Here is a 26,465-nt window from a genome sequence, read left to right on the forward strand (position 1 = left end):
AAAGATAATCGTAGAGCCATGGGCTTGCGGTAGTGGTGCATTTAAAATCAATTGCCCGCGCGCGGAATAATGCGCCGGGCATTTTTCTTTGATACGCCACCCGCCCGCGCATGGACTTCAAGACGCTGCTGCAGCACCTCTTCGCCCCCGCGCACCGCCTGTACGCGCTGGAAGGCGAAGGCCCGATCGCGGAACTGGCGGTGGAGGCATGGCTCGGCCGCGAGGCCTTGTCCGAGCTGTTCGAATGGCGGGTGGTGGCCGCCAGCGCCAATGCGCGCATCGCGCTCGAATCGTTCATCGGCCAGCGCGTGACGCTGGTCACCACGCTGGCCGACGGCACGCAGGCCCGGCGCACCGGCCTGATCCGGCAGGCCGAGCAGCTTGGCGCCGATGGCAGCCTCGCGCGCTATCGCCTGACCGTGGTGCCGTGGTTCTGGCTCGCCACCCAACAGCGCCACAGCCAGGTGTTCCAGAACCGGCCGCTGGCGGACATCCTCGAACAGGTGCTGTCGCCGTATGCGCCCTATGCCGCATGGCGCTTCGCCGCTGGCGCGGAAGACCGCATGGCGGCGTTCGGCACGCGCACGCACATCGCCCAGTTCCGAGAGACCGATTACCGCTTCGTTACGCGCCTGCTGGCCGAGGCGGGTCTGGGCTTCACCATCGTCGAGGATGAGCAGGCGCCCAGTGGCCACGCGCTGCTGATCTTCGCCGACAGCCCCCGGCTGGCCGAGGACACGGCATCCGCTGCCGAGGGCGGCATCCGCTACCACCGCGCGCACAGCCAGGAAGAACGCGACGCCATCCAGGCGTTGATCTGCCATAGCCGCACGGCGGTGGGCGGAGTGGCGGTGGCGGCCTGGGATGCGCAGGCCAAGCGGGCCTTCCGCGCGCACGTTCCCTCCCGGTTTTGCGGTATCGCGGGCAGCCCGGATGCCTATCTGTCGATCAGCTCGTCGCTGGCGCCGGATACGGCCAACGCCCAGCGCATCGCCGAGCAGGTGATGGAGAGCGTCGAAGCGCGCGCTCGCCTGTTCATCGGACGCGGCTCGGTGCGCACGCTGCGCAGCGGCACGCGACTGAAGATCGTGGACTGCCCGCACCTGCCGAAGGACGTGGACGGCCCGTATCCGTTGCTGATCGACCTGGTGGAGCACTGCGGCATCAACAACCTGACCGCCGATACGCAGGCAACATTGGCCCGGAAGCTGGGCGGGCTCGACGCCGCACTGACCTTCGACACGCCGCCCAGCCCACCCGAATCCGGCCCGGGCCCGTTCGGCTTCATGGCGCCACACGAGGTCATCGAACGTTTCACGCCGACGGCGGACCTGCTCGCCGCCGCGCGCGCCCACGGCTACGCCGGCCAATTCCGCGCGAGCGACGCACGCCGCCCGTGGCGACCGGTCGTGTCACACCCCGACACCGGCCGCCTGTACGCCGAGCCCACCGCCAGGGGCGTGCAGAGCGCCATCGTGGTCGGCCCGAACGGCGAGACCGAGGCCAGTGGCGATGCGGAGCACCACACCACTCCACGGGGCCAGGTCCGCGTCCGCTTCCCGTGGCAGCAGGGCGAACGGCCGGACGACCGCAGCAGCCGCTGGCTGCCGGTCGCGCAGCGGCAGGCCGGGGCGGGCATGGGCTGGCAGTGGATACCGCGCATCGGCCAGGAAGTGCTGGTCAAGTTCCAGGAAGACGACATCGACCAGCCGGTGGTGATCGGCGCGCTCTACAACGGCCAGGGCGAAGCGGGCATCGCGCCGACCCCGGGCGGGCAGGTCGCCAAGGGTGTCAGGCAGGAGGCCGACCCGGAGACCCTCTACCGTTTGGGCAGCGACAGCGCCGCCAGCGCGCAGGGCAATCTCGCCGCCGGCCACAGCCCCGCATGGCACGGCCTGGGCACCGAGGCCGAAGGCCACCGCAACGCCGCCGCCCTCAGCGGCTTCAAGAGCGCCGAGCATGGCGGGCGCGGCGCCAACCTGCTCGTCTTCGACGACAGCGATGGCCAGTTGCGTACGCAGCTCGCCACCACGCAGGCTTACAGTCAACTCAACCTGGGCCACCTGATCCATCAGCAGGACAACCGGCGCGGCAGCTTCCGGGGCCAGGGCTTCGAGCTGCGCACCGATGGCTATGGCGCGGTGCGCGGCCAGGCCGGTGTGCTGCTGACCACCTACCGCGATGCCACGAACGGCAAGGCTGTGCCGACCGGCGACAACGCCGCCGGCATCGCGCTGATCCGGCAGGCCAAGCAACTGACGTCATCGTTGAGCCAGGGCGCCACTACGCACCAGACCGCAGCGCTGTCCACCGCGAAGGACGACAGCGCACCGCTGGCCCAACAGGAAAAGGCCGCCTCGGGCATGGTCGACGGCAAAGCGCTCGATGCGGCCCGGCAGGACGCGGCCGCAGGCAACACCACCACGCAAGGCAAGGTGCCGCACCAGAGCGATGCGACGGTGCAGCTGGCCGGCCGCGCGGGGCTGGTGGCGATCGCCGGGCAGGATCTGCAATTCGCCAACGGCGAGAGCGTTGTGCTGGCCAGCGGCCAGGACACCAACGTCGCGGTGGGCAAGCAGGCGCGCATCCATGCGGGGCAGGGCATCGGCGTGGCGGCGGGGCTGTCCAAGGCGGGGGACGACAACATCGGCCTGCAGCTGACGGCGGGGCAGGACAACCTCGACGTGCAGGCGCAGCATGACGTGCTGGGGCTGTTGTCCAAGGATGACCTGAAGCTGGTGTCGGCGAATCTGCATGTGGACTTCGCGGCGGCCAAGCGGATCCGGCTGGCGACGGCAGCGGGGGCGTCGATCACGCTGGAGGGCGGGAACATCATCGTCGAGACGCCGGGGCGGATTACGTACAAGGCGGCGCAGCGCAGCTTTGCGGGGCCGGTGAATCAGTCGTATCCGTTGCCGGCGTTTCCGCAGGGCGTGTGCGTGGAATGCGTGCTGCGTGCCATGGGCAAGCAGCATGCGTTTGCCAACAAGAACGGCTGACGACCCGCTGCCCCAACCGATTGAACCATGGCCACCCGTTTCCAGATCCAAGACCCGCGCCATCGCACCCCTGCCTGGGTGGACGACTACCCGGCGGATGCTGTCGAACAGCTGCTGTCAGCGCTGCCGCCGTTGGACGTCTACGCGCTGGTCGACAACGCTTACGACACCGATTTCGCGCATCGCCTCCGGCGCCGCTTCCCGGACATGCCGCCGCGGTCGCTCTATGCGGGGCGCTACGAGGGGCCCGGCCTGGACGAAATCGCCCCAACGCTGATGCGCTTGCCCGACGCGCCTGCCGAGCGGCGTACGCGCCTCGATTTCCTGTTGCAGGAGACATCGGGCAAGCCGATGCTGAGCTTCCTGCATGCGAATGCGCCGGCCGCCGATCCGCTCACGCATCTGTGTAACCAGATGGAAGCCGTGGACCACGAGGGCACGGCGTTCCTGATTCGTCTGGCGGACACCAACGCACTGGACGCGGTGCTGCAAGTCTTCAATGACGCCCAACGCCAGCGCTTTCTGTCGGACACGCAGTGGTGGTGTTTTCGGCGCGACGGCAGCCTGCGGCACGCAAGTCATGCAACCGGCGGAGGCGGCGACGCCGAGAGCACGCCGTACCGTTGCACCGCCGATCAGATGCAGCAGCTGGAAGCGCTGGCAAGGCCGGGGGCCATGCTGAACCTCGTCCAGAACAGCCCGCACATCTTCGGTGATTTGACCGGCTTGCCGTCGCAGGCCTACGAATGCATACGGATGGCGCTGCAGGCAATCGAACCCGGCACCACGACCCACGATGCGGTGGCCTTGCGTTTGATTGCCAGTGCCTTGAACGAAGCGGGGCTATTGCAGCACGCTGCCTGAGCAAGTCTCGTGGACATGCAGGAATGACGATGACGAAACGAATCTGGAGTGGGATCGTGATGGCGCTTTGCATGGCACTGTGCACGGGCTGCAAGCCGTCGCAGATGCAAGCAGCGAAGGCCAGCGAGGAGAAAGAGATTGGCCTGAAGGTCCAGGTGCTCAACTACATGGACGAGGGGCTTGGGGTGGTCTACGTCAACGGCGTGTGGGCTGGGAGCATGTCAAGCCACGCCGGTGGACATAGTATTGCCGGAGCTATTGGTTTGCCGGCGAAGTGGCATCCGGGCCTAACTGTAGAAGTCGAGTGGCGTGACAACACATTGTGGGAAAAAGACCCGAATGGTCTCTACAAGACGCAAGTGCAGGTCGAGCCCTATGACATCAAGTATGACGGCTACCTATGGCTGGCATTTTTCCCGGGTAACAAGGTCAGAGCCCTTCCATCGAGCACGTCGCCAGGGTTTCCCGGTTTTCCTGACGGCTTGAAATATCCTGCAGTCGTTTGCCAAGCTGATCCTGCCTGCGCTGCCGAGTTCTATCCGGAACGTGCTCCTCACCCCTCACAGGATCACAAGAATGGCTGAGCTTGAACCATTGGGATCGAACCCTTTTGTGCTGACGGTGGATGAGCAGGCACGCTTTCTTGCATGCCGTATGGAGCGTTTCGAAGTCCACTGTTCCACGGAGTTTCATCTGAGCGTCTTCTTTGACGGTACGAACAACAATAGATACCGTGACACACCAAGGCAGGCCCATAGCAACGTGGCACGGCTGTTCGATATCTTCGAGGAAAAAGAACATCAAATTCGCATCTACGTTCCCGGTATCGGCACGCCGTTCGAGAAAGAAATCGGTGATACAGGTAGAGGGGATCATGCTCGAGCCGGCCTCGGTGCCGGCTGGGGTGGCGAGGCTCGGATCAACTGGGCGCTTCTGCAGATCACCAACGAATTCCACCGGCTGTACTATGGCCGGCCGCTCAGCGAGGCGTTAGGCTTCGACGAGCGTGAGTTAGTCCACCAAATCTCCTCCGACCTCAACATGGGACTCGGAGCCGTATCCACCGCCGGCCGCGACGAAGTCGAGCAACTGGCCAACGCCAAGAACTCGGAAATGGTCATCACGGCAGCCGAGACGGTGTTGAAGCCGCCGCGGCACGAAGAACGTCGCGCCCTGCTGCGCCAGCGCCGCGAGTATCTGTCGGAAAAGCTCAAGGCACTGATCGCCGGCCGCAAGCCCAGGATGCTGCGCATCCGCCTGTCCGTGTTCGGTTTCTCGCGCGGCGCGGCCGAAGCCCGGGTCTTCGCCAACTGGCTCAAGGATGCGCTGGACGACGACATGACCTTGGCCGGCGTGCCGGTCAGCTTCGACTTCCTCGGGATCTTCGACACCGTGGCGTCCGTGGGCGTGGCCAACAGCACCAAGGTGGCGACCGGGCATTCCGGCTGGGGCGAAGAGGCGTTCCTGCGCAGCCCCGGTTACGTCAAGCGCACCGTGCATCTGGTGTCCGCGCATGAGGTGCGCGGCTCGTTTCCGCTCGACAAGGCGGTGGCCGACAACTGCCTGGAACTCGCCTATCCGGGCGTCCACACCGATGTCGGCGGCGCCTATCAACCCGGCGACCAGGGGCGCGGGTGCGGCACGGATGGCAAGCCCGACGACAGCAACAAGCTGTCGCAGATCACGCTGGCGAAGATGTACCGCGAAGCCGCCGCCGCCGGCGTGCCGCTGAATCCGATGGCGAGGAACCTCACGCCGGAAGTCCGTGCAGCACTGAAAATTTCCCCCGACCTTATCCAGGCCTACAACGACTACGTCGACGCCGTGAACCCGCTGATCCGCAAGCACGGCGGCGGCACCACGGGCGCGGCGCGGGTGCAGTACGGCCTGTATCTGCGCTGGCGCCGCATGCGCCTGGCCGGCGGCGCGCAGGCCTTCGAGAACCAGCCGTTCTTCCAGCGCGCCGAACAGTACGGCGCCCAGTGCGCGAACGATCTGTCGGTCGCCAACGCGTTGCTGCGCGAAGAGGCGAAGGACCTGGCGGCGCGCGAGAACGACCCGGCGTACGCCGATGGCTGGATGCAGCGGGTCTTGCCGGTCACGCAGGGCGTGGCCGTGTGGAACGGCGTCAAGCAGAAGGTGTGGGGCGACAAGGTGCGGGAGTGGCGCGAGGTCAAGGCCTACTGGAACGACACCGCGCCGCTGGACCCGCGCATCGTGCGCATCTGCGACGACTACATCCACGATTCGCGCGCTTGGTTCAAGCCGTTCGGCGCGCCCAGCGATTCTGTCTGGCGGATGCGGCAGCAGGCGCGCCTGGAGCAGCTCAAGCAGCAGGATGCCGCGTGGAAGCAGGTCGCGGCGGACCTCAGCCGCGACCTGATCGGCACGCTCAAGCGCTATGAATCCACGGCAAACGGCGGCGACGGCGAAGCGGCGCCGAACCCCGTCGTCGGCCAGGATCGCCGCGATCTGGAGCAGTACCTGAAAGACGGCAGCGTGCCGATGGAAACCAAGGGCCGCGAGCCGAGCTCGATGTGGGGCTACCTGCGCTGGCGCACCCACTTCGCGCCCACGCCGACCTTGGGCGAACGGGCGCAGGCCGCCTGGGACGAGGTGGCCTCGGTACCGGGCAAGGTGGCGAAGAAGGCCCAGGAAGCCGCGCACGACGCCGAGGCGCGGCTGGCCAACACCGCGCGCAAGCTGCTCGAGGCGGGCCAGGAGTCGCTGGAGCGTGCCGCGACAGATGCCTTGCAGCGGTTCCTGGGCGGCGGCGTGCCCCGGTTCTGATGCGAAGCCGTACCGGCCGGGGTCCCCCGTGCAGGGGAATCGAAGGCCTTTGTGCAAGACCGTGCGTTTTTGTCTGAACTTGTTTTGTCGATCTCAACGGAGAGAACACCGATGACCCAATACCTCTACCACATCACCACCACGGCCGTGGCGCGCATCATCCGCACCAAGGGGCTGACGCCGGCCGCGCATCCGGAGGCACTCGGCCGGCCGGTCGCGCGTCGCCACGGGGCGTTCGAAGTGAACCGCGCCGCGCAGGAGCCCGGCCGCCAGGTCAATCGGCTCAAGGCCTATCTCAAGAAGGGCCTGGAGGCGGGGTATTCGCTGGACCAGATCCGCACCGGCCAGCGCCCCTTCACGCCGATTCCCGTGGTGCCCGCGGGCAACCGCGATGACGAGCAGGTGGAGATCACCCGCGTCGAAGAGGCCGAGGTCAAGGCCTTCCTGGCCGCGCTGGGGAAGGCGGCCAACAAGCCGGGCCGCCTGACGATGCCGCTGAAAACGCTGGGCGAGCACGCCGACGACATGCTGCGCACCCGCAAAGCCAACGCGCTGTGCCGGCTGGCGGTCCATACCGTCTCGCTCGAATACGCCATCGAAGAGGGGATGACGTCGCGCCACGTCTATTTCTCGCGGCCCGAGCGTGCGTCGGATTGCTACAGCAGCTACACGCGGCAGCATGGCGGCGCCGCGCAATGCTCGGTGCTGCGCGTGTCCCGCATGGCCGCGGCGCCGCTGCTGGACGATCCGTCGGACTTCCGCGCGGTCATGACGCAGCGCCGGATCTTGCCGCAGCAGATCGAGATCTGGCGCGCCCCGTCGGACGTGCTGTTCACCAACGCCGACGATCGGGCCGCAGCCGGCAACTGGATGCCCTTGACGCAGTGGAGCTGAACGCGCCGGACCGCGAGGGACAGCCGATGATGCGGGCAGTCGGACGGGGCGCCGCCATTGCGCTATCGGCGCTGGCGCTGGCCGCTCCCGCGCTGGCCGATGCGCCGAAGGGGCCGTGGCAGGACGAGCCGGCCAGGGCGGCGGTCAGCGAGGCGCAGCCGTACGAGGTGGTGTCCGGCACGCACATTCCCCTCGTGCTGATCCACGCCGACCCGGCCATGGTGGTCGCGCAGGTGTCGACGGACGTGTTCGATGTCCACCGCAATGTCGCGATTCCGAAAGGCAGCCGGCTGATCGGCAAGGAACTGCGCAAGGTGAACGCGCGGCGCGAGATCGTGTGGATCGGGCTGCAGATTCCGGCGGCGTCCGGGACGCTGCGCCTCGATCCGCCGCTGCAGGCCACGATGCGCGATGGCTCGGCGGGTGTGGCGGACCTGTCGCCGGGTGCGTTGCTGGGTGCGATGACGAGCGAGCCGTTCATCGTGCCGCATTGAGGGGACGGGCCGCCCGGGAAACCGAGGGCTGCCGGATGCTGACCTTACCGCGCGGGCGCGCCATCCAGGCGGGCCCGCAGTTCGCGGACGGCATCGCGCCACTTGTCGCCGTCCTCGCTCTCCTGCCAGAGTTCGAGCAGCTCGGACGGTTCGCAAACGATGCGGTCGAGCGCTTGCCGGGCCTTGTGCACGATGTCGCGCGGCGGGGTGATTCCGGTGCGCTCGATCCAGGCGTCGATGCTTTCCGAGTCCGCATTGCGCACGCCCCAATGGCCCTGGAGCCGCGCCACGACCTCCGCCGCGGCAACAGCCTGCGAGGCTTCCGGGGCTTCGAGGTCGTCGTCTCCCGCTGCGAGCACTGCGTCGAATGCGGACTCGACGCGCGACAGATCGTTCGTCTCGGCCACCTCGGCCGCGAAATCGATGGCGTCGTCGTTGCCGAAGGATGCGTGTGACCAAGCGCCCATGGCGATGCTCCTGGTTGGATTGGATGATGGAACGGTCCGGTGCCGGCGCGCGCCCGATTCGGCCTACGCCGCCAGCATCGCCGCCAGTCGGTCGATCACCATCGGCCACCCGGCGCGCATGCCCTCGAACGCCGTCTTGCCCGCCGGCGTCTCCAGGTCAAAGCCCGCGTGCTCGAGCGATAGCCGCGTGCCGTCGCCTTCCGGCGCGAGGGACCAGGTGATGACGGTGTTCAGCACGCCCGGCGCGAACGCGTAGGACAGCCGGCTCGCTGCCTCGGCCGCCAGCACCTCGCAGGGCTGCATCCCCCATTTGCCCATGTCGAGCGTGAAGCGGTGCCCGACGACGGGGCGGATATCGCCCGCGGCCCACCACGTCGCGTGGCGCGCCGGGTCGGTCAGGGCGGTCCAGACCTCGGCGGGCGAATGCGGGAGCGTGCGGGTGAGCCGGATGGCTGCGGGTTCTGTCATCGTGTGCGCGGGTGGGGCGAGCGGGCGTCGCGTTGCGGATCGCCCGTATTCTGGCACGTCAAAACGGGTGCCGGACACTCGCGAGCGCGGCGGTCCGGCCGCTCCCGGCCACGACGTTGCCGCCGCTGCCCAGCGCGAGCGCCGAGCCGTTGCGGTTCAGGGCGCGGGCCGCCGGCCTGCCGGACGGTGTCCTGCCCGGCGGGTTCGGCGGTGTTCGCGTGTTGGTGTACCGGCGCGGCGCGTCAGGCCGGGCAGCGGGCGTCAGGCGCTCAGCGGCCCTGCGGCCGGTCGGGCGCGTGCGCCTCGGTGACGCGCAGCCGCAGCGTCATGACGAACGACACGGCCAGCAGGCCCGCCAGGAACAGCAGGCCCGCCGTGGTGCTGTGCATCTGCCCCTTGAAGTAGCCGATGGCGAACGGGCCGACGAAGCCGCCGAGGTTGCCCACGGAGTTGATGACGGCGATCGAGACGGCGGCGGTGGAGCGGGTCAGGAACAGCGTCGGCAGCGCCCAGAACGGCGACTTGAAGGCGTACAGCCCGGCCAGGCTGAGGCTGAGCATCGCCATGGCGACGGCCGGATGGCCGATGAAGCCGGCGCCCACGAAGGCCAGCGCCGCCACGCCCAGCGGCACGGCCGAGTGCAGGCGGCGCTCGGCGCGCAGGTCGGAGCGCCGCGACCACCAGATCATCACCGCCGTCGCGAACACATAGGGCAGCATGGCGATCAGCCCCACCTCGGTATGCGACAGCGCGGACGAGAAGCCCTTGATGATCTGCGGCATCCAGTAGCCGATGCCCAGGCTGCCGCACTGGTAGACGAAGTAGATGAAGGCCAGGTACAGCACCCTCGGATGGGTCATGACCTTGAGCGTGGCCAGATGCGCGGCGGCGGGGCGGGCCTTGCGGTCCCGCTCCAGCTCGGCCAGCAGCCAGTCGCGCTCGGCCTCGGACAGCCAGCGCGCGTCTTTGGGGCGATCGGCGAGGTAGCCGTAGCAGAGCAGCCCGCCGATCACGGCCGGCGCGCCTTCGAGCAGCAGCATCCAGCGCCAGCCGCTCCACTGCAGCCAGTGGACGTGGTCCATGATCCAGGTGGAGAGCGGCGCGCCGACGATGTACGACACCGGGATCGCGGCCGTGAACAGCGCCACGGTGGTCGCCAGCTCGCGCGCCCGGAACCAGTACGTCAGGTACACGATGATGCCGGGAAAGAAGCCCGCCTCCGCCACGCCGAGCAGGAAGCGCAGTGCATACAGCTGCGTGGCGCTTTGCACGAACGCCGAGCCCATGGCGACCAGCCCCCACGTCACCAGGATCCGCGCGATCCAGCGGCGCGCGCCGAAGCGGTTGAGCATGAGGTTGCTGGGCACCTCGAACAGGAAGTAGCCGATGAAGAAGATGCCCGAGACGAAGCCGAACGCCTCGCTGCTCAGGGCGAGCTCCTGGTTCATCTGCAGCGCGGCGTAGCCGATGTTGGCGCGGTCGAGGTACGAAATGATGTACAGCGCGAACACGAAGGGGAGGATGCGCCAGGTGATCTTCCGGACGATCGCGCGCTCGTCGGGCGCTGCGGGGTGGCGGGCAGCGATGGTGCCGACGGCGGGCGCGCCGGCCGGCGCTTGGGTGTGGGACATGGCGGGCTCCTTACGCGGCCGGGGTCGAGAACACCATGCAGACCGGGCTGCCGCTCTGCGCGCGGGTTCCGGTCGGGTGCAGGCGGCCTGTGTGCGGGTCGATGGCGAAGGCGACGATGCTGTCGCTGTCTTCGTTCAGCGCATACAGGAAGCGTCCGCCCGGGGCGATGGTGAAGAAGCGCGGCGTGCGGCCGAGCGACGGCTCCGCCGCCACGAACCGCAGCAGCCCGCTGGCCGCGTCGATGCGGAACACGGCAATGCTGTCGTGTCCGCGGTTGGAGGCGTAGACGAACCGGCCGGCGGCATCCACTTCGATCTCCGAGGCGCGGCTGTTGCCGGTGAAGGTGTCCGGCAGCGACGGCAGCACCTGCAGGGGCGTGAGCGTGGCGGTGCCGGCGTCGTAGCCGTACGTCGTCACGGTCGAGTCGAGCTCGTTGACGACGTAGGCGAAGCGGCCGTCCGGACGGAACGCCACGTGGCGCGGCCCGGCGCTCTCGCGGGCCGACACGAAGCTCGGCGCGGCCGGGGTGAGCCGGCCTTCGGCAAAGCGGAAGGCGAAGGTCCGGTCCAGGCCCTTGTCCGGCACGACGACGAAGCGGCCGGCGGGATCGAACCGGTTGAAGTGCGGCTTGGCCTGCCTCTGCTCGATGCGGTGCGGGCCGATCGGGCCGTCGAGCTTCACCAGCTGCGTGACCTCGCCCAGCGCGCCGTCGGCGGCGAGCGGGAGCACGGCCAGGCTGGCCCCGATGTGGTTGGTCACCACCACGAACCGGCCCGACGGGTCGAGCGCCAGGTGGACCGGGTTCTTGCCCTGCGTGCTCTGCCGATTGATGAAGCTGAGCCGGCCGGATGCGCGGTCGACGGCAAAGGCGCTGATGTCGGCCAGATCGCCGTGCACCGTGTAGAGCCGGTCGCCGGCGGCGTTCAGCGCGAGGAACGATGGGTTGACGAGGTCCTTGACGAGCTGGACGGGCGCAAGCCCGCCGGTTTGCGTGTCGACGCGGAACACGCTGATGCCGTCTCCGCGGGCGTTGCGCTCGCGCGTGGTGCGCGAGCCCACATAGGCGTACAGATCCATGGGTTTCGAAGGGGTTGAGGTGGCGTGGGCGGAGGCCGCGGCCGGCGCTGCCGTTCCGATGGAGGCCAGCACGCCGGTGGACAGGGCGGCCTGCAGCAGGCGTCGCCGCAATGCGTTCGGGCCGGGCGGGCAAGGGTGGGCGGGAACGGCGGATGCCGGTGTCATGGCGGTGTCTCCGGGTGGTTTCGTTGGGATTGGGGTTTCCACTTGATTGCATTTTTTCTTAAAAACATGCAAAAATTCACTCGTGGAAAACACCTATCCCCCTCTTCAGGCGGTGGTGCGCGTCGGCAACGCCGCTTACCGGATCACCGATCTGCCTGCGATGTTCGGCATGACGTCCGCGCGGCTGCCGGTGGTGCTGCGGCTGGAGCTGGAGCCGCCGCGCTGCTGGAGCCGGCGTACCGACTCGATGCATGTGCGATCGAGCGGCTGCGCGCGGCGGAACACCATCTGCTGGCCGGCGGCATCGAGACGGACACCGCCGACCAGCTGCACGACCGCGGTGTGCGCTTCCACGAATCGCTGGTGGAGGCGTCGGGCAACGCGTTCTTCATCGATACTATCCGGCGCGTCAACCGGGTCCGGCGCCTGCTGTCGTACCGCTCGATGCAGCACCGCGAGCGCTATCCGGAACACGCCCGCCAGCACCTCCACATCCTCGACCTGCTCGCGCGCGAGCGCAACGAAGCGGCCTCGGACATGATGCGCGCGCACCTGCGCCACACGCTCGATGCCATCACCAACATCGCCAGCATTCTCGAATCCTAGCCAGCATGACCCTCGATCCGACCCTGCTTGCCGATCTCGCACCCACGGGCGCCTTGCGTGCCTCCATCAACCTGGGCAACCCCATCCTGGCTGGCCTGGATGCGCAGCGGCAGCCGGCCGGCGTCTCCGTCGATCTGGCGAACGCCCTGGCGCAGCGGCTCGGTGTGGCGCTGGAGCTGGTGGTGGTCGATGCCGCCGGCAAATCGGTCGACGTGGTGTCGCAGGAGCAGGCCGATGTCGGCTTCTTTGCGATCGATCCGTGCCGCGCCGCGAGCATCCGCTTCACCGAGCCTTATGTCCTGATCGAGGGCTGGTACCTGGTCCGCGCGGACTCGCCCATCCGCGGCAACGCCGAGGTGGACCGCGCCGGCAACCGCGTGGTGGTCGGCCAGGGCAGCGCCTACGACCTGTTCCTCACGCGCGAGCTGCGGCACGCGGAGATCGTTCGCGCGCCGACCTCGCCCGCCGTGGTGCAGACCTTCCTGGACACGCAGTGCGAGGTCGCCGCCGGCGTCAGGCAGCAGCTCGAGGCCGATGCGGCGCACCGGCCGGGGCTGCGGCTGCTGGACGAGCGTTTCATGGTGATCCGCCAGGCGATGGGGGTTCCCGCCGGGCGGGGGCCGCGTGCCGCGCAGTATGTGGCGCGCTTTGTCGAAGAGATGAAGGCAAGCGGCTTCGTCGAGCGCGCGCTGCAGCGGCACGGCGTGACCGGCGTGTCGATCGCGCCGGCGGCCGTGGTTTGAGACCGTGCTCCAGCACCAGCAGGTGACGCCACGAACGATCGTACCGCCCCGGCATCGGCAGCCAGCCCGGCCATCCGCTTGAGCGCCACGCCGGCGAGGTCTGGGTGGGCGGCCAGGGCCCCGCTCGGCAGCAGGACGCCGACGACAAGTTCGCCACCAACGCGCGCCTGTGCTGCCATGGCTTGCCGGTCGCGGCCTGCGGCCGCCGGCATCGTGCCGGTCAGCGGCCGACGCGCTGCTGCAGATGCGCGGGGTAGCGATCGCCCGCCACGGCGATCTGCGCCAGTGTCGCCTTGATGGCGGAACGGTCCGCTGGCGTCAGCGCCGCGGCGGCCGTGCCGACGTTTTCCTGTAGCCGGTGCGGCCTGGCCGTGCCCGGCATCGGCGCCCGATCGATGGTGTGCGTTAGGGCAACAGTTCCAGGTCAGGCAACCGTGGCACCTTGGCCGATGCCGCAGGGTCCTGATCCGGCGTGGCCAGCAGTTCCAGGCTGTGGCGGGGCAGGTCGTCCGCCGTGGCCGGCGCCTCGGGCGCTTCGGGGACCTCGGCTGGTTCGGCGGCAGCGGCGTCCGCTGCTTCCGCGGGAGGGGCGGGCGCGACGGGCATGGCTGCCGCGTCCGCATTCGGGCCATCGCCCTGCACCGTCAGGTACAGCGGATTGTCCGGGTCGAACGTGCGGCCCAGCGCGGCGGCCTCGGCCCATTCGGCAGAGGCGGCGCCGACCCGCGCCAGCATGTCTTCGGCGATGCCCTGGAAGCCCTGCGCATCCTGGCGGTTGGCGAAGATCTCCATCAGCTTGAGGCGGATGGCCTGGCGCTCCGGATGCTGTTCGAGCGTCTCGCGCAGGATTTCCTCGGCCTGCACGTCGCGGCCGTAGGCGATGTAGACATCGGCTTCCGCGATCGGATCGACGTCGTTGTTCTCGTTGCCGCTGCCGACGCGGAAATCGGTCCCGAACACGCTGTGCTGCGACGTGTTGATGTTTTGGGCGCCGGCCGGGCCGAACAGCGAGTTGGCATCGGCGATCACGGTGTTTTCCCGCGACAGCAGGCTGTTCTGGAAGCCGTGCGTGCGTACCGGCGTCTGCTGGAGCCGGCGATACACCACCCAGCCGCCGAGCAGCGCCACCAGGCCCAGCGCCAGCGAGACGACCGGCAACGACGAGAGCCACGATGCCTTCGGGGCCCGTGGCTGCGCGACGGCGGCTACCGGTGCCTGTTCGGGCGCGGCGGCGGGCGTGGAAGCTTCGGTCACCGGTGGCGACGCGCTGGCCGCCGTCTCGATCGGCGCAGCCGGAGCGGCCAGCGCTTGCGCCTGCGCTGCCGGGGCCGACGACTGCGTCTCGGCCTGCGGCGCCGGCGCACTGGCGGCCGGCATGGGCGGCGCGCTCGCGGCGGCCCTGGCGAGCTCCGCATTCTTCAGCGCGAGCTGGTGCTGCATCTCGGCAAGGCTCTTCTCGAGCTCGGCCACGCGCGATTCCATTGCCTTGAGCGCGCGGTCGTCGGCCACTGGTGCCGCAGCGGCCGGGGCCGGCCGGCTGCGGTCGGCGTCGGAGCCGGCAGAACCGGCGGTTTGCCCGATGCCGTCGCTCATCGTCAGGACCAGCGTGTTGCCAGCCGGCGGCATGTTCAGCACGGAGCCGACGCGCAGGCGATTGATGTTGCCGCCGATGAACGCGTCGGGATTGCTGCGGTACAGCGCAAGCACCATCTGGTTCCGCGACGCGGCGTCCTGGCCTGGCGCGGCGTTCGACGCGATGTCGTAGAGGCTGTCGCCGGGCCGCACGGTGTATGTCCTGCCGGGCGCGGCATCCGTTGTGGCCGGGGCGGGCCGCGGGCGGGCGGCCTGGCGCGCCGGACGGGCGGCATGCTGCGGCACCAGCGCGGCGATCCGGACTCGCGGTGTGGCGGCCGGCGCCGGCGCGGGTTCGGACACCTTCGGCGTCATCGCCTGCGGCACCTGTATCGGCGTGGCATTCTGGATCGCACTGCCGGAGCTCGCCGGGTCCAGCAGGAAGGTATAGGCGCGGGAGAGTCGGCCGGCGCCCCAGCCCAGGTCGACCAGGATGTCGACGATCGGCTCGCCGATGGGCTGGGCGGAACGCACCCGCACCACGTAGCTGCCGTCGGGCTGGTGCACCAGCGAGGTCCGCAGCGTCGAGACGATCGGGTTGTAGGTCAGGCCGGCGCGTTGATACGCATCAGGCGAGGCCAGCCTGGCAGCTAGATGCTGGCCTTCTTCCTCGGTGACGTTGATCAGCTCGATCTCGGCCTGCAGCGGCTGTCCCAGATTGGAACGCACGCGCAAAGCGCCGAAGCCGGCCGCGTGCGCGGTGGGCTGGACCAGCAGCAGGATTGCCACGGCGATCGCGACGGCCGGCCAGCGAGGACTGCGATGGAACGACTCTCTCTGGCGAAATTGGCTCACCCTCACCCTTCATTCCCCGTTCTTTTGACGTGCCGATGAACTCAGCATCAATGAATTTGCGCCGGCAATCTTACCTAAAACGGGCGCACCAAAGTGTCAAGACGTGTTTTTTCGACCCAGAAAGTCGGGATTATTGGGGCGCGCGCGACACTGCCACCGGGCCGGCCGTCGGTTTTCCAAGGCGTTCGGCGGGTCTGCGTACGGCATGCCGAGCCGCTGCCGCGACGGCCATGTCTGCCGTCCGGATGCCTGGCCGCACCGCCCGCCGGGCGGCGGCGGGGACGAGCGGGCGGGCGAGGGCGGCGCTACAATGCTGCGCTCTTTTGTCATCAAATCGGGTCGGCGCCAGGGCGCGGGCCTTTCTGTTGGTATGGCGCATCACCTGGTCCTGACGGTTCTGACAAATCTGCTGCTCGGGCTGGGCCTGGGTGTGGCCGGCGGCCTGCTCGGCATCGGCGGGGGCCTGATCGCGATCCCCATCCTCGGCTATCTGTACGGGATGGATCAGCACCTGGCCCAGGGGACGGCCCTGGTGATGATCGCCCCCAACGTGCTGATCGGCTTCCTGCGCTACCACCAGCGGCATCCGGTGCATCTGCGCTCGGTGGCGGCCCTGTGCGCGGTCGCGATGGCATCGACCTACGTGGCCGCGCGATTCGCGGCGGGGCTTGATGCCGATCACCTGCGCACGGCCTTCGCCTGGTTCCTGATTGTCCTGGCGGTCTACTTTGCCTCGCAGCTCCAGGACCGGCCCCACGCGGAGCCGGCCGCCGCCCACCCCGAACCCGGGGCGCCCCGCGCCATGCCGCCCGCCGCGATCGCGCTGCTGGGCATCGCCAGCGGTGGCATGTCGGGCATCTTCACGGTGGGCGGCGGGCTGGTCGTGGTGCCGGCGCTGGTGACGCTGTTCGGCATGTCGCAGACGCGCGCCCAGGGCATGGCGCTGGCGCTGGTGGTGCCGGGCTCGCTGATCGCGCTCGCCACCTACGCCCATGCCGGCCATGTCAGCTGGGGCACCGGCATTCCGCTGGCGCTCGGCGGCATGGCCAGTGTGTCGTGGGGCGTGGCGCTGGCGCACCGGTTCTCGCCGATGCGGCTGCGGCTGGTGTTCTGCGCGGTGCTGGTGGGGGCGGCGGCGGCGATGCTGGTGGAGGGGGCGTGATCCTGGCGAGCCCGAAGCAGGCGCGCTTCATGTGAAGGGCGTTTCAGGCGCGATCCGGAAGCACCAGGGTGGCAATCGACCTCGGCGCAGACGGCCTCGGACCCGATAGGCTGTGGCCCATCGGTGGCCATGCTGAGGCATTCCCGATTGCAAGTGCAGTGGTCTCGACTTGACCATCTGATGGCTGGATAACCGGCTGAGCCCGGTTGGCGGTACGCCCGTCGGTTGAATCCGCAGCCGACGCCGGTCATCGATGCGCGGACTGTTTGGGATCAGGGGGAGTCCACCCACAATCCGTCCGACTGCAACGCTACCTCCACGGCATCGAAATGCCGCATGACGAACGCGTATTAGGCCTCTGCCTCCGGATTGCCAGGCACGAACTCATGCGCAAGGCTCCGACCACGAGAAACGAGCATGGGTATCGGCTTGAAATGCTTGCTGATCCAGTAGCCAACAATATGGTTGACTGTGCTGGATAGCTGATAAATCGTGGCGTCGCGCCGGTAAAAGCGTGCGCCGATGATGTCGGCGTTATTTGCCTCTCGGCTCATGGCCGTGACTTCTTGCTCCAGTTCAGGCGCCATCATGACCCGCTTCGGCCGACACTACGGCTTGCTGTGCTGTGTCCACAGACTTGAGTCCACGCAGCATCTTCAGTGCTGTCCGCGCCTTCCACGCGCGCGAAAGATTGAAGACGGCTAACAGCACGGCCATGCCAAATATGACCGACAACGCGGCACGCGGCTCCCATTCCCCGACACCAAACAGAGGCATGACATACATCGGCGTGAGCGCAATCGGCAACACACAAAGCGCGGCATGCAAGACAGTCAATGAGGGCGGGCGGATGCCTGATATCGTCCCCGTTTCATGGTCTACCCAGCCCCGCAACGTTTGCCAGTTGCCCGGCTCTCCAAGCAGAGCCGTGACGGTCATGCCGTTCTGAACCTTGACATTGCCTTCTATGCTCACGGCATATTCCCGCTTGCCGTTGGCGGTGAAATTGAACGATGTCGTTTCGGGGTGATACCGGGTGGCCGGATGGTAGATACGCTGCGACACGTCGTCGAAGGTGACCGTGGTGGGACGTAACTTCATTCTGTCTATTCGGTTGTCTTATCCGAGAGCAGAGAGTCGTATAGCGCTTGGACGGCCGCTTGATCGAATCCCCCAGCTTGCTGCAACTTTCCAATGGATGCCGAGTAAAGACCACGCTAGTGGGAGGTCGCAATTGGATGCGCCCACTGTCGTTCCCGGATGGGTGATGTGGTCGCCATTGTCAGCGATTTCGCTGGCATTCCATATCTTGCGAAACGGCATGTTCCGATGTTTCGTCGCGGCAATGCGTAAGCGACGATTCATCCAATCGCCAGGGTGCCGGCAGCGCCGCCCGCGACGATAAACCGCGCCCAACCCGCTGCACAGCCCCCGTCCACCCCTGAAGAACACGCTTTCACGCATCCACCGCCCCCAAACGCCACGGCACGCGCCGCGTGCCCGGTCGCATCGGTTTCCGAACTGCGGTTTCGCATAGCCTGGAGCCGCTGCCCGGCAACCGATCTATAAATGCCGATTTCCCTGCGCATCCGGCGATGCGGGCGACCCCATCGGCGCCGGAACAGCGAAGCCGCTTGCGCGCGTCGGGCCCCACGTCTTCCCCTTTCCATCCGGAGCACGAACCCATGTGGCGTTCCAACATCGGTGACCAGCGCGTACGCCATGCACCCGACGCCCCCGACATGCAGCAGCAGCCGGCCTCGGGGCAGGCGTCGGCGCCGCGGCCGGAGGGCAGCCGCGCCGTACGCGCTTCCAACGAAACGCTCGCGCCGCTGGCCGCCAACCGCTGGTCCGTGCTGGGCAGCGCATCGAATGCGGGGTTCAGGCGGAGCACGATGGCGCTGCCGAAACGTCCGGAGCCGGCGGACGGTGGTGTGGATGCGTCATCCCAGGTTGGCGATCCGCGTTCGAATGCCGCCGCGATCGCAACGTATGCCGACGAGGGATGCCCGGCGGACGAGGTCCTGAAGCTCACGACGTCCCTGCTGCGGATCGGCGGCGACTTTGCGCGCTCCATGGCGCTGTTCGCCGCCGTCAAGGACGCCGGCATCTGTCCGAACGTCGTGACGTACAGCGCGGCGATCTCGGCGTGCGAGAAGGCCGGGCGCATGGACGAAGCGCTGGTCCTGCTCAATGAACTCAAGGCGATCGACAGCGACGATCCGATGATGCGGCCGAACGTCGTGACCTACAGTGCGGCGATCTCGGCGTGCGAGAAAGCCGGCCGGGCCGACCATGCGGTGGCGCTGCTGGGCGAACTCAAGGCGCTCGCCGCCCACGATCCGATCATGCGGCCGAACGTCGTGACTTACAGCGCGACGATCTCGGCGTGCGAGAAGGCCGGCTGGGTGGACGAGGCGCTGGCGCTGCTGGACGAGCTCAGGGTGCTGGGCCAGAGCGATCCGGCCCTGCGCCCGAACGTCATCACCTACAGCGCCGCGATCTCGGCTTGCATGGGTGCGGGGCAGGCGGATCGCGCCCGGTGGCTGGTCGCCCAGGCCATCCAGGACGAGGTCGTGCTGCCCGATGCCGGGTATGACGCGCGGGCGAACACCTTGGACTTCCATGCCAATCTCGTTTTCCGCGAACCGGCGCCATCGAGCCGCCCCGTCGGCGTGGCCGCGCCGGTCGCCCTGGCGCTGATGAGCTACCACGGGCATCGCGGCAATCTGAATGGCGAGACGCACTATATTGTCGGCCAGCATGGCGGCGATGCGATCAAGTCTGCCGTGCTGGAGACGCTCAACCGTGTCAGGCCCAGGGCCTATGTCGTGTCGCCCACCAACGCAGGCATGCTGATCGCAACCGCGCCGGATCCGTATGCTGTGTGGTCGGCCGAAGACGACCTGCCGCCGTCGCCCCGCGCCGCTTCGTCGGCCTTGCCGGATGCGCTGGCGGACCGGCTGCGCGCCATGTGGCCCCAGGCCGGCGCGTCCGAAGCCCTGGCCGCCGGGCAGAGCGACGCCATGTCGATCGACGATGCGGAGGCGATGTCCTCGGACGAAGAAGACGATAGGCTGATCCGTTTCCACGCCGATCCCGCCGCGCGCGCGGCGCAACTGCGCGACCTGAAGGCGCGCGTGCGCGAGGCCGCCACGGCCGAAGACGTACTCGCTCTGGTGGAAGCGGCAGGACGATTGCGCGCCGAGGCAGCCGAGCGCTATCCAGGCGCGTCGGCCGAGCAACTGAAGGATGCGTTCTTGCCCGGGAGCGAAAACGTCGATTCCAATTTCCGGCGGCTCAACGACATGAGGCTGGACTGCGACGATGCCGCGCAGGCCTGGCAGGCGGCATCGGATCACTATCGGTCCGCCCGCGATGCCGCGCTCAAGCTGAATCTGCCGGGCGATTTCGTCACGCCGCTGGAGACCGCCGAGGCGGAGTGCGAAGCGCAGGCCACGCGGCTTGAGATCACGCACGGTCTGCTGGATGGCATCTGGCGTTTCAAGGGCGGGCGGCAATCGTTCGATGCGGGCCATCCGAAGTCGCTCGACGTCGTGCTGAAACCGTTGCAGCGTGCGCTCGCATTGGGCAATGCAGAGGCGCTTGCCACGTTGCCGTTTCGTGACGTCCCCATCCAGGCGGAGTTCAATGACCAACTGAACATCATCCACGGGGATGCGGCGCAGCTCGTCTCGGCCGGGGGCGGGGTGCTCCCCCTCGCCTTGCTCAACCGGCTGCGGCCGGAGGCGCAAGCGGCCCGACGCGCGATGTCGGCAGCCATGAGCGCCGAGATCGTCAAGACGATCGCCTTGCTGGGGCCGGCGCTGAAAGGCGAGATGCCGGCAGCGGCGGCCCCCGAACCCATGTTGATCGACGAGCCCGGCGTTTCGGAGCGCGCTGTGGGCGTGGCGCTGACGGAGCTGATCGCGCATCTGACGCCCGGCATCGAGTCCGCAAGGCGTCTTGCCGCGCTTGCGCAGTCGCATGAAGCGGGTGCGTTGTCGGTGGACGACCAGGTCAGGGCATTCGGTCTATGGCATCGCACCGTGGAGGTCTTCGGCAGGGCCCGGCAGGCGTTCGAGGCGGTCGCGGCCTCGGGCTGGCCGAGCGAGGCGCTGTCGGCGCCGGACGTGCAGGCATTGCATGCGGAGATCCGCCAGGGGTATGACGCAGGCGTCGGCAAGATGCAAGCCATGGCCGGCCGGGTCTTCGCCGCGATGTGGGAGCAGGTGCGCGGCAGCCTGGGGCAGGTTCGCGACGCGCAGACCGTCGCCCAGCTGATGGCGCGGATGCACGTGCCGGACGAACTGGGCATCCACGTGGCGGATGGTTGCCAGCACATGCGCAGTTGCGTCGAGGACGTACCCGTTGCGCTGCGCGCGAGCGGTATCGATGCTGCCCGGATGGTCGCGCCGTTCACCGCGCTGCAGGCTTTCCTCCGCATCACGCGCCAGCCATTGGCGCAGCCGGAACAACTGTTGCCCACCGCCGCCCACCTTCTGCAAGTGGTGACGCTGGCCAAGGAGGCCGGGGCCGGCGCAGCATCGGCATTGAAGCCGGCCCTGCACGCGTTTTCGACGTTCTGCGCGGATCTGCGGATGCAGCTGGTGCACACCGCGCACCGCATCGAGCGCCGCGAGGTGAGCACGCTGTGCACCAGCGTGTCGCCCGATATCTGGGCGGCGGCCACCCGCGTCGAGCACAGGCTGAGGGCACTCGTCGATCCGAAGGCGGTCACAGGGCCAGGCATCACGTCCGCCGGTACGGCCGAGGAGCCGTCCGACGCCGCGATGGCCGCGGCCGCCGACATGGCCGCGCTGCGCCTGGAGCAGCGGCGCGAGGGCCTGCTTGCCTTGCCGCCCGGCGTCCCGGCGGCGCTGACCCGAAAGCAGGCCGGGTCAGCGCTGCTCTTGCGCGGGATCGCGGCGGCCGGTCGCCTGACAGCGGAGTTGATCCGCTGCCACGAGCGCGCGGCGCCCGCAATGGGCGAGGCGAATCTGGCGCAGCGGGCCAAGGCACTGGGCAAGATCGCCGCGGAGGTGCAGGCCGCGGGCGCGAAGGCCGGCGAGGCCTTTGTCGACACCGTGACGCTTGGCGACGCCCCGGAATCCGCGAGCCCGAATAGCGAGGCCGCGCTCCTCAGCGCCGCCGTGAGCCGCTGCGAGTTCCTGGCCGAGTACATGCGGTTCTGCGTGCAGACGCTGGCCGATCTGGCGGCGGGGCGGCGTAACGCGCAGTCGCGCATCCGGCAGCCCGCCGGCGACGCCAGCGCCTACGTGCGGGAAGCGGATGCCATCCAGGGCATCCACGACGACATTGTCGACAGGCTTTATGAGGCGTGCGAGCGCGTCGTAGGCCTGATCGAAGCGAAGCCTGCCATCGGCGACACGCGCGAGGCCATCGACGCGGAAACGAACTTTGTCCACGAGCTGGTCGATTCGCTGGAATGGCGCGCCATCGTCGAGACGGACATGACGCAGCGTGCGTGGATGCGCGCGACCCTGGACGTGGCCGCTGTCAGCATTGACCACGCCAGCCGGGACGTATTGCAGGGGATGTCGACCATGCTGGCGGAGATTGAAGACGATCTTGGAAAGAGCAAGGGTCGCCTGGTGCGGTACGCTGAAGCAACGGGCGACCAGGCCTACCGGGCGTCGTTGAAGCTCGAGGACGTCACCCTGGGTGTCGGCGTCGCGCGGGCCCAGACGAGGCTGATCGATCGATTGAACGCGCTGGCGGGGGCGTCGCGCGCCCAGCCATCCAGGAGCAAAGGCAAGGGGACGAAGGGCAAGGGCAAAGCCAAGTGACGGGCCGTCGGCCGAGGGGCGAGGTCCGGCATGGCCGCGCGGGTGGATGAGGCGGTACGGCGCCGGCCCCTCCCGCTTCGTGCAAGGGTGCGCCGCCCGCGACCGTCCGGTCAGCGCTTGCGCACCGCCACGCTCCCGATCGAATACCCCGCCCCGAACGAGCAGATCACCCCCAGATCGCCCGGCCGCAGGTCGCCGCGATGCCGATGGAAGGCGATGATGGAACCGGCCGAGGCGGTGTTGGCGAATTCGTCCAGGATCACCGGCGCGTCGTCCGCCGTGGCATCGCGGCCCAGCAGGCGCTTGCCGATCAGCTGGTTCATGCCCAGGTTGGCCTGGTGCAGCCAGAAGCGGCGCACGTCCGCCGGCGCGTGGCCGAGCGCTTGCAGGTGGCCGGCGATGTGCTCCGCGGCCATCGGGCAGACTTCCTTGAACACCTTGCGGCCTTCCTGGCGGAAGAGCTGGTCGCGGTCGTCGGGGTGGCGGTCTTCGCTGCGCGACAGGAAGCCGGCGTTGTTGCGGATGCTGTTGGAGAAGCGGGTCGCCATGCGGGTGCCCAGCACGTGCCATTGGTCGCGGGCGCGCGCGTCGTCGGCGCGCTCGACCACCACGGCGGTGCACACGTCGCCGAAGATGAAATGGCAGTCGCGGTCCTGCCAGGCCAGGTGGCCGGAGGTGATTTCGGGGTTCACCATCAGCGCCATGCGCGCCGAGCCGGTGCGCACGGCGTTGACCGCCTGCTCCAGGCCGAAGGTGGCGGACGAGCAGGCGACGTTCATGTCGAAGGCGTAGCCGCCGGCGCCCAGGGCGTTCTGGATCTCGATGCCCATGGCCGGATACGGGCGCTGCATGTTGGCGGCGGAGCAGATCAGCATGTCGATGTCGGCGGCATCGCGGCCGGCGGCCGCCAGCGCCTCGCGCGCCGCCGCCACGCCGATCTCGGCCTGCAGCGACAGGGTGTCGTCGCCGCGCGGCGCGAGGCGCGGCCGCATGCGCGCCGGGTCGAGCACGCCCGCCTTGTCGATCACGTAGCGCTGCCGGATGCCCGATGCCTTCTCGATGAATTCCACCGAAGACTCGGCCACGGCGGCCAGTTCGCCGGCAGCGATGGCGTCGGCGTTCGCTTCGTTGTAGCGCCGGGCATAGGCGTTGAAGGACGCGACCAGTTCTGCGTTGGTGATGACCTCCGGCGCGACCCACAGGCCGGTGCCGCTGATGACGACATCATGCATAGCGTACGTGCGTGAAATTTGCGTGGCGGCGACGATAGCACGGCGGGCCGGTGGAGGACGGGCGTTTGAAGTGGGGTGAAGGGGCCGCGCGATAGGGTGTTGGCGCGGGTGGTTGTCATCCGTCAATCGCCGCGGTCCCGCGCTTTCCGCGCCGCCGGGTCGACGGCGTTCGCTCAGCGGCCGTGCGATGCCGCGAACCGGTCGGTCGCCGCGATCAGCCGGTCCAGGATGCCGGGCTCGGTCCAGGCATGCCCGGCGCCCTCGATCAGGTGGAACGCGGCGTCCGGCCATGCCTGGTGCAGCGCATAGGCGTACCGCGCGGGGCAGGGCATGTCGTACCGGCCGTGCACGATCACGCCGGGGATGCCGGCCAGGCGGTGCGCATCGCGCAGCAGCTGTCCGTCCTCCAGCCAGCAGCGGTGCGTGAAGTAGTGGTTCTCCAGCCGCGCGAAGGCCAGCGCGAAATGGTCTTCCGCGTGCTTGGCGCTGTTGGACGGATCGGGCAGCAGGGTGATGGTCTCGCCTTCCCACACGCTCCATGCGCGGGCGGCCTCGATCTGTTTCTGCGGATCGCTGTCGGTCAGCAGCTTGCGGTAGGCGGCGATCATGTTGCCGCGCTCGCTTGGCGCAACGGGCGCCTGGAAGCGCGCCCATTTCTCGGGGAACAGCTCCGACACGCCGTATTGGTAGTACCAGTCGAGCTCGGCCTGCGACACGGTGTAGATCCCGCGCAGCACCAGTTCGCTGACGCGCCCGGGATGCTTCTGCGCATACGCGAGCGCCAGCGTCGAGCCCCACGAGCCGCCGAATACCAGCCAGCGCGCCACGCCGGCCAGCGCGCGCAGGCGCTCGATGTCGTCCACCAGGTGCCAGGTGGTGTTGGCCTCCAGCCCTGCGTGCGGCGTGGAGCGGCCGCAGCCGCGCTGGTCGAACAGCAGCACGTCGTAGCGTGCCGGATCGAACAGCCGGCGATGGTCCGCCGAGATGCCGCCGCCCGGCCCGCCGTGCAGGAACACCGCCGGCTTGGCGCCGGGCGTGCCGACGCGCTCGTAGTAGACGCTGTGCCCATCGCCGACATCGAGTTGGCCGGTCTCATACGGTTCGATGGCGGGGTAGAGGGTGCGCAGCTCGGGCATGGCGGGATTCCCAGGATGGATGGTGGAGTGGCGAGTGTAGCGCCCGCGCCCGCGAGGCCGGGAGGTGCGGGCACGCACCGGCATCGCTATCATTGCCATCCTTCGCAAACAGAGCATGGCATTCCGCCATCGACACGCATTCGCTATGAAGACCATTCTCAAGCGTCCGGGTATCCGGCAAACCGCGGCACTCGCCTGCGCCCTGTGGCTGACCGCGGGCTGCGCGGCGACCGGCGCCGGCACGCAGGAAAACGCCTTTGCGCCGCTGGTGCGCGGCCTCGCAGACCGCCTCACCACGGCCGACCAGGTGGCCCTGAGCAAGTGGGACACGGGCCAGTCCGTCTACGATCCCGAGCGCGAAGCCAAGGTGATCGCCAACGTCTCCGGCCAGGCGCCCGCGTATGGGCTGACGGCCGAGGAGGTCTCCAGCGTGTTCGCCGACCAGATGGAAGCCAACAAGACCGTCCAGTACGCCCTGCTCAACGGCTGGCGTCGTGACGGCGCGGCGCCGTCCGCGCCGCGGCAGAGCCTGCGCGATGTCATCCGCCCGCGGCTGGACACGCTGCAGGCTTCGATCCTGGCGGGCTTGCGCGATACCGCATCGCTGCGCCGCGCGCCGGATTGCCAGGCGCAGGCCGCCATCGCGGCGGGCCAGGTGGCGCGGGAGCGGTCGCTCGATGCGCTGCATCGCGTTGCACTGGACCGCGCGACGGCGCGTCTGTGCGTCAAGCGCTGACCACAGACCCATCGGACGCAAGCGGCGGCCCGGCATGACACGGGCCGCCGGAACCGCATTCACCACGGCGGGGCCTGCCCCGTCGCCGCAGCGCCCGCCACGGCCGCAGCCCGGGCCGTAACCCGCCCGCCCGCAGCGCGCCGGCCCGGCTCGTCCAGCCACGCTGCGTCACCGGTGTGGCGGCAGCCTTCCAGCCGGACCCCATCTTCATCCCACGGAATTCGGCCGCGCCCGCCCGGACGCATCCGCGCCGCAATCGCGGATCAGGCACGGCCGCGCCGAGACCGGCAATGTATTGATCGGCTGAATTCATTGTAAATATTCCTGATTCAAAATAATGATGTGATTTTTGAATCGCATGGAAAATGGCGACCAGATGCGGATATTTCAAGAATAATGGGATTTGAGATTTGTTGAAAAATGCCGGAAATCGGCACGCATACTATTCACCCCGCTTTTGGGGGGTAGACCCGATCGGTCATCCCCGATATTTGCCGGTGCGCTTCACATACGCCGGAATCAACCGGGTTCGCGGCATGCATGCCGTGTTCGGCATGGCGCCGGGACGACCACTCAATTCATTTCTCGTTAAAGGAAAATCCACCCATGATGGTATTGCCTTTTCTCATTTTTTTTATCGGGCTATGCGGCATTCTGCGCGGCCAGCAGAGAATCGGACTCGGCTTGTGGGCGCTCGGTATTGCCGCTGTCCTGGTGCTGTTCCGCATGCATGCGACCAGCACCTTGAATATCGTGCTGTAAA

At 68.3% G+C, this 26,465-nt stretch carries 21 protein-coding genes and 1 pseudogene; 12 read left to right on the forward strand and 10 right to left on the reverse strand.

From position 1 onward, the window contains the following. Positions 1 to 110 precede the first annotated feature (110 nt). The 6 genes from GO999_RS22910 (at position 111) to GO999_RS22935 (ending at position 8,041) form a co-directional block, all read left to right on the forward strand. Positions 111 to 2,999, forward strand: a complete 2,889-nt coding sequence (locus GO999_RS22910) for a type VI secretion system Vgr family protein (RefSeq protein WP_211906923.1) — start codon at positions 111 to 113, stop codon at positions 2,997 to 2,999. 27 nt (positions 3,000 to 3,026) lie between these two features. Continuing rightward, on the forward strand, positions 3,027 to 3,863 hold the full coding sequence (locus tag GO999_RS22915) for a DUF4123 domain-containing protein (protein ID WP_211906924.1): 837 nt from the start codon (positions 3,027 to 3,029) through the stop codon (positions 3,861 to 3,863). A 29-nt stretch (positions 3,864 to 3,892) separates the two neighbouring features. Next, a complete protein-coding gene (locus tag GO999_RS22920) occupies positions 3,893 to 4,447 on the forward strand; it encodes a DUF3304 domain-containing protein (RefSeq protein ID WP_231105961.1) in 555 nt (184 codons plus the stop codon). After that, on the forward strand, positions 4,440 to 6,653 hold the full coding sequence (locus tag GO999_RS22925; protein WP_211906925.1) for a Tle1 family T6SS lipase effector: 2,214 nt from the start codon (positions 4,440 to 4,442) through the stop codon (positions 6,651 to 6,653). Before GO999_RS22920 ends, GO999_RS22925 begins: the two co-directional genes overlap by 8 nt. Before the next feature lie 111 nt (positions 6,654 to 6,764). Continuing rightward, positions 6,765 to 7,547, forward strand: coding sequence for a hypothetical protein (locus GO999_RS22930; protein WP_019719071.1), 783 nt, complete (start codon positions 6,765 to 6,767; stop codon positions 7,545 to 7,547). 26 nt (positions 7,548 to 7,573) lie between these two features. After that, a complete protein-coding gene (locus GO999_RS22935) occupies positions 7,574 to 8,041 on the forward strand; it encodes a TraB/TrbI/VirB10 family type IV secretion system protein (protein WP_223259842.1) in 468 nt (155 codons plus the stop codon). Between the two features lie 44 nt (positions 8,042 to 8,085). Here GO999_RS22935 and GO999_RS22940 read toward each other — a convergent pair whose 3' ends face one another. The 4 genes from GO999_RS22940 to GO999_RS22955 all read right to left on the reverse strand — a co-directional run bounded on the left by GO999_RS22940 (position 8,086) and on the right by GO999_RS22955 (position 11,850). Then, positions 8,086 to 8,508 (reverse strand): DUF4259 domain-containing protein, encoded by a 423-nt coding sequence (locus GO999_RS22940; protein WP_011003495.1) that lies wholly within the window; start codon positions 8,506 to 8,508, stop codon positions 8,086 to 8,088. Positions 8,509 to 8,571: 63 nt separating this feature from the next. Continuing rightward, on the reverse strand, positions 8,572 to 8,976 hold the full coding sequence (locus GO999_RS22945; protein ID WP_111375200.1) for an SRPBCC family protein: 405 nt from the start codon (positions 8,974 to 8,976) through the stop codon (positions 8,572 to 8,574). Positions 8,977 to 9,245: 269 nt separating this feature from the next. Further along, a complete protein-coding gene (locus GO999_RS22950) occupies positions 9,246 to 10,607 on the reverse strand; it encodes an MFS transporter (protein WP_019719074.1) in 1,362 nt (453 codons plus the stop codon). Positions 10,608 to 10,617: 10 nt separating this feature from the next. Beyond that, positions 10,618 to 11,850: a lactonase family protein gene (locus GO999_RS22955; protein ID WP_211906926.1), complete on the reverse strand. Its 1,233-nt coding sequence runs from the start codon at positions 11,848 to 11,850 to the stop codon at positions 10,618 to 10,620. 196 nt (positions 11,851 to 12,046) lie between these two features. On the opposite strand from GO999_RS22955, the pseudogene GO999_RS22960 reads away from it, so the two are divergent. Together GO999_RS22960 and GO999_RS22965 are read left to right on the forward strand one after the other, a co-directional pair. Beyond that, positions 12,047 to 12,456: pseudogene (locus GO999_RS22960) on the forward strand (FCD domain-containing protein); the annotation flags it as partial. A 5-nt stretch (positions 12,457 to 12,461) separates the two neighbouring features. Beyond that, positions 12,462 to 13,199, forward strand: coding sequence for an ABC transporter substrate-binding protein (locus GO999_RS22965; protein ID WP_211906927.1), 738 nt, complete (start codon positions 12,462 to 12,464; stop codon positions 13,197 to 13,199). A gap of 220 nt (positions 13,200 to 13,419) precedes the next feature. Here GO999_RS22965 and GO999_RS22970 read toward each other — a convergent pair whose 3' ends face one another. After that, positions 13,420 to 13,581: a hypothetical protein gene (locus GO999_RS22970; protein WP_011003503.1), complete on the reverse strand. Its 162-nt coding sequence runs from the start codon at positions 13,579 to 13,581 to the stop codon at positions 13,420 to 13,422. Positions 13,582 to 13,604: 23 nt separating this feature from the next. Continuing rightward, the gene (locus GO999_RS22975) at positions 13,605 to 15,632 is read right to left on the reverse strand and encodes a type IV pilus assembly protein FimV (protein WP_211906928.1); all 2,028 of its coding nucleotides are present in this window, start codon (positions 15,630 to 15,632) and stop codon (positions 13,605 to 13,607) included. A gap of 364 nt (positions 15,633 to 15,996) precedes the next feature. On the opposite strand from GO999_RS22975, the gene GO999_RS22980 reads away from it, so the two are divergent. After that, positions 15,997 to 16,788, forward strand: a complete 792-nt coding sequence (locus tag GO999_RS22980; protein ID WP_211907208.1) for a sulfite exporter TauE/SafE family protein — start codon at positions 15,997 to 15,999, stop codon at positions 16,786 to 16,788. A 350-nt stretch (positions 16,789 to 17,138) separates the two neighbouring features. Here the strand turns inward: GO999_RS22980 and GO999_RS22985 are convergent, their stop codons facing one another. Together GO999_RS22985 and GO999_RS22990 are read right to left on the reverse strand one after the other, a co-directional pair. Continuing rightward, the gene (locus GO999_RS22985; protein ID WP_223259843.1) at positions 17,139 to 17,378 is read right to left on the reverse strand and encodes a hypothetical protein; all 240 of its coding nucleotides are present in this window, start codon (positions 17,376 to 17,378) and stop codon (positions 17,139 to 17,141) included. Then, positions 17,365 to 17,889, reverse strand: a complete 525-nt coding sequence (locus tag GO999_RS22990) for a hypothetical protein (protein WP_165592137.1) — start codon at positions 17,887 to 17,889, stop codon at positions 17,365 to 17,367. The genes GO999_RS22985 and GO999_RS22990 overlap by 14 nt, the downstream gene beginning before the upstream one ends. 395 nt (positions 17,890 to 18,284) lie before the next feature. Here GO999_RS22990 and GO999_RS22995 point away from each other — a divergent pair, with 395 nt between their 5' ends. Then, on the forward strand, positions 18,285 to 22,598 hold the full coding sequence (locus tag GO999_RS22995; RefSeq protein WP_249215092.1) for a hypothetical protein: 4,314 nt from the start codon (positions 18,285 to 18,287) through the stop codon (positions 22,596 to 22,598). Between the two features lie 110 nt (positions 22,599 to 22,708). Here the strand turns inward: GO999_RS22995 and GO999_RS23000 are convergent, their stop codons facing one another. Together GO999_RS23000 and pip are read right to left on the reverse strand one after the other, a co-directional pair. Continuing rightward, positions 22,709 to 23,830: a beta-ketoacyl-ACP synthase III gene (locus GO999_RS23000; protein WP_020829564.1), complete on the reverse strand. Its 1,122-nt coding sequence runs from the start codon at positions 23,828 to 23,830 to the stop codon at positions 22,709 to 22,711. A 173-nt stretch (positions 23,831 to 24,003) separates the two neighbouring features. Then, positions 24,004 to 24,966 carry a prolyl aminopeptidase gene (gene pip / locus GO999_RS23005; RefSeq protein ID WP_028861347.1) on the reverse strand — a complete coding sequence of 321 codons (963 nt, stop codon included), beginning with the start codon at positions 24,964 to 24,966 and terminating at the stop codon, positions 24,004 to 24,006. A gap of 145 nt (positions 24,967 to 25,111) precedes the next feature. Between pip and GO999_RS23010 the strand changes: the two genes are divergently transcribed. Beyond that, positions 25,112 to 25,702 (forward strand): chorismate mutase, encoded by a 591-nt coding sequence (locus tag GO999_RS23010; protein WP_016724828.1) that lies wholly within the window; start codon positions 25,112 to 25,114, stop codon positions 25,700 to 25,702. 606 nt (positions 25,703 to 26,308) lie between these two features. Next, positions 26,309 to 26,464: a DUF5993 family protein gene (locus tag GO999_RS23015; protein ID WP_016725406.1), complete on the forward strand. Its 156-nt coding sequence runs from the start codon at positions 26,309 to 26,311 to the stop codon at positions 26,462 to 26,464. The last annotated feature ends 1 nt before the right edge of the window (position 26,465 follow it).

The sequence above is a fragment of the Ralstonia nicotianae genome (assembly GCF_018243235.1).
Lineage (GTDB): Bacteria > Pseudomonadota > Gammaproteobacteria > Burkholderiales > Burkholderiaceae > Ralstonia > Ralstonia nicotianae.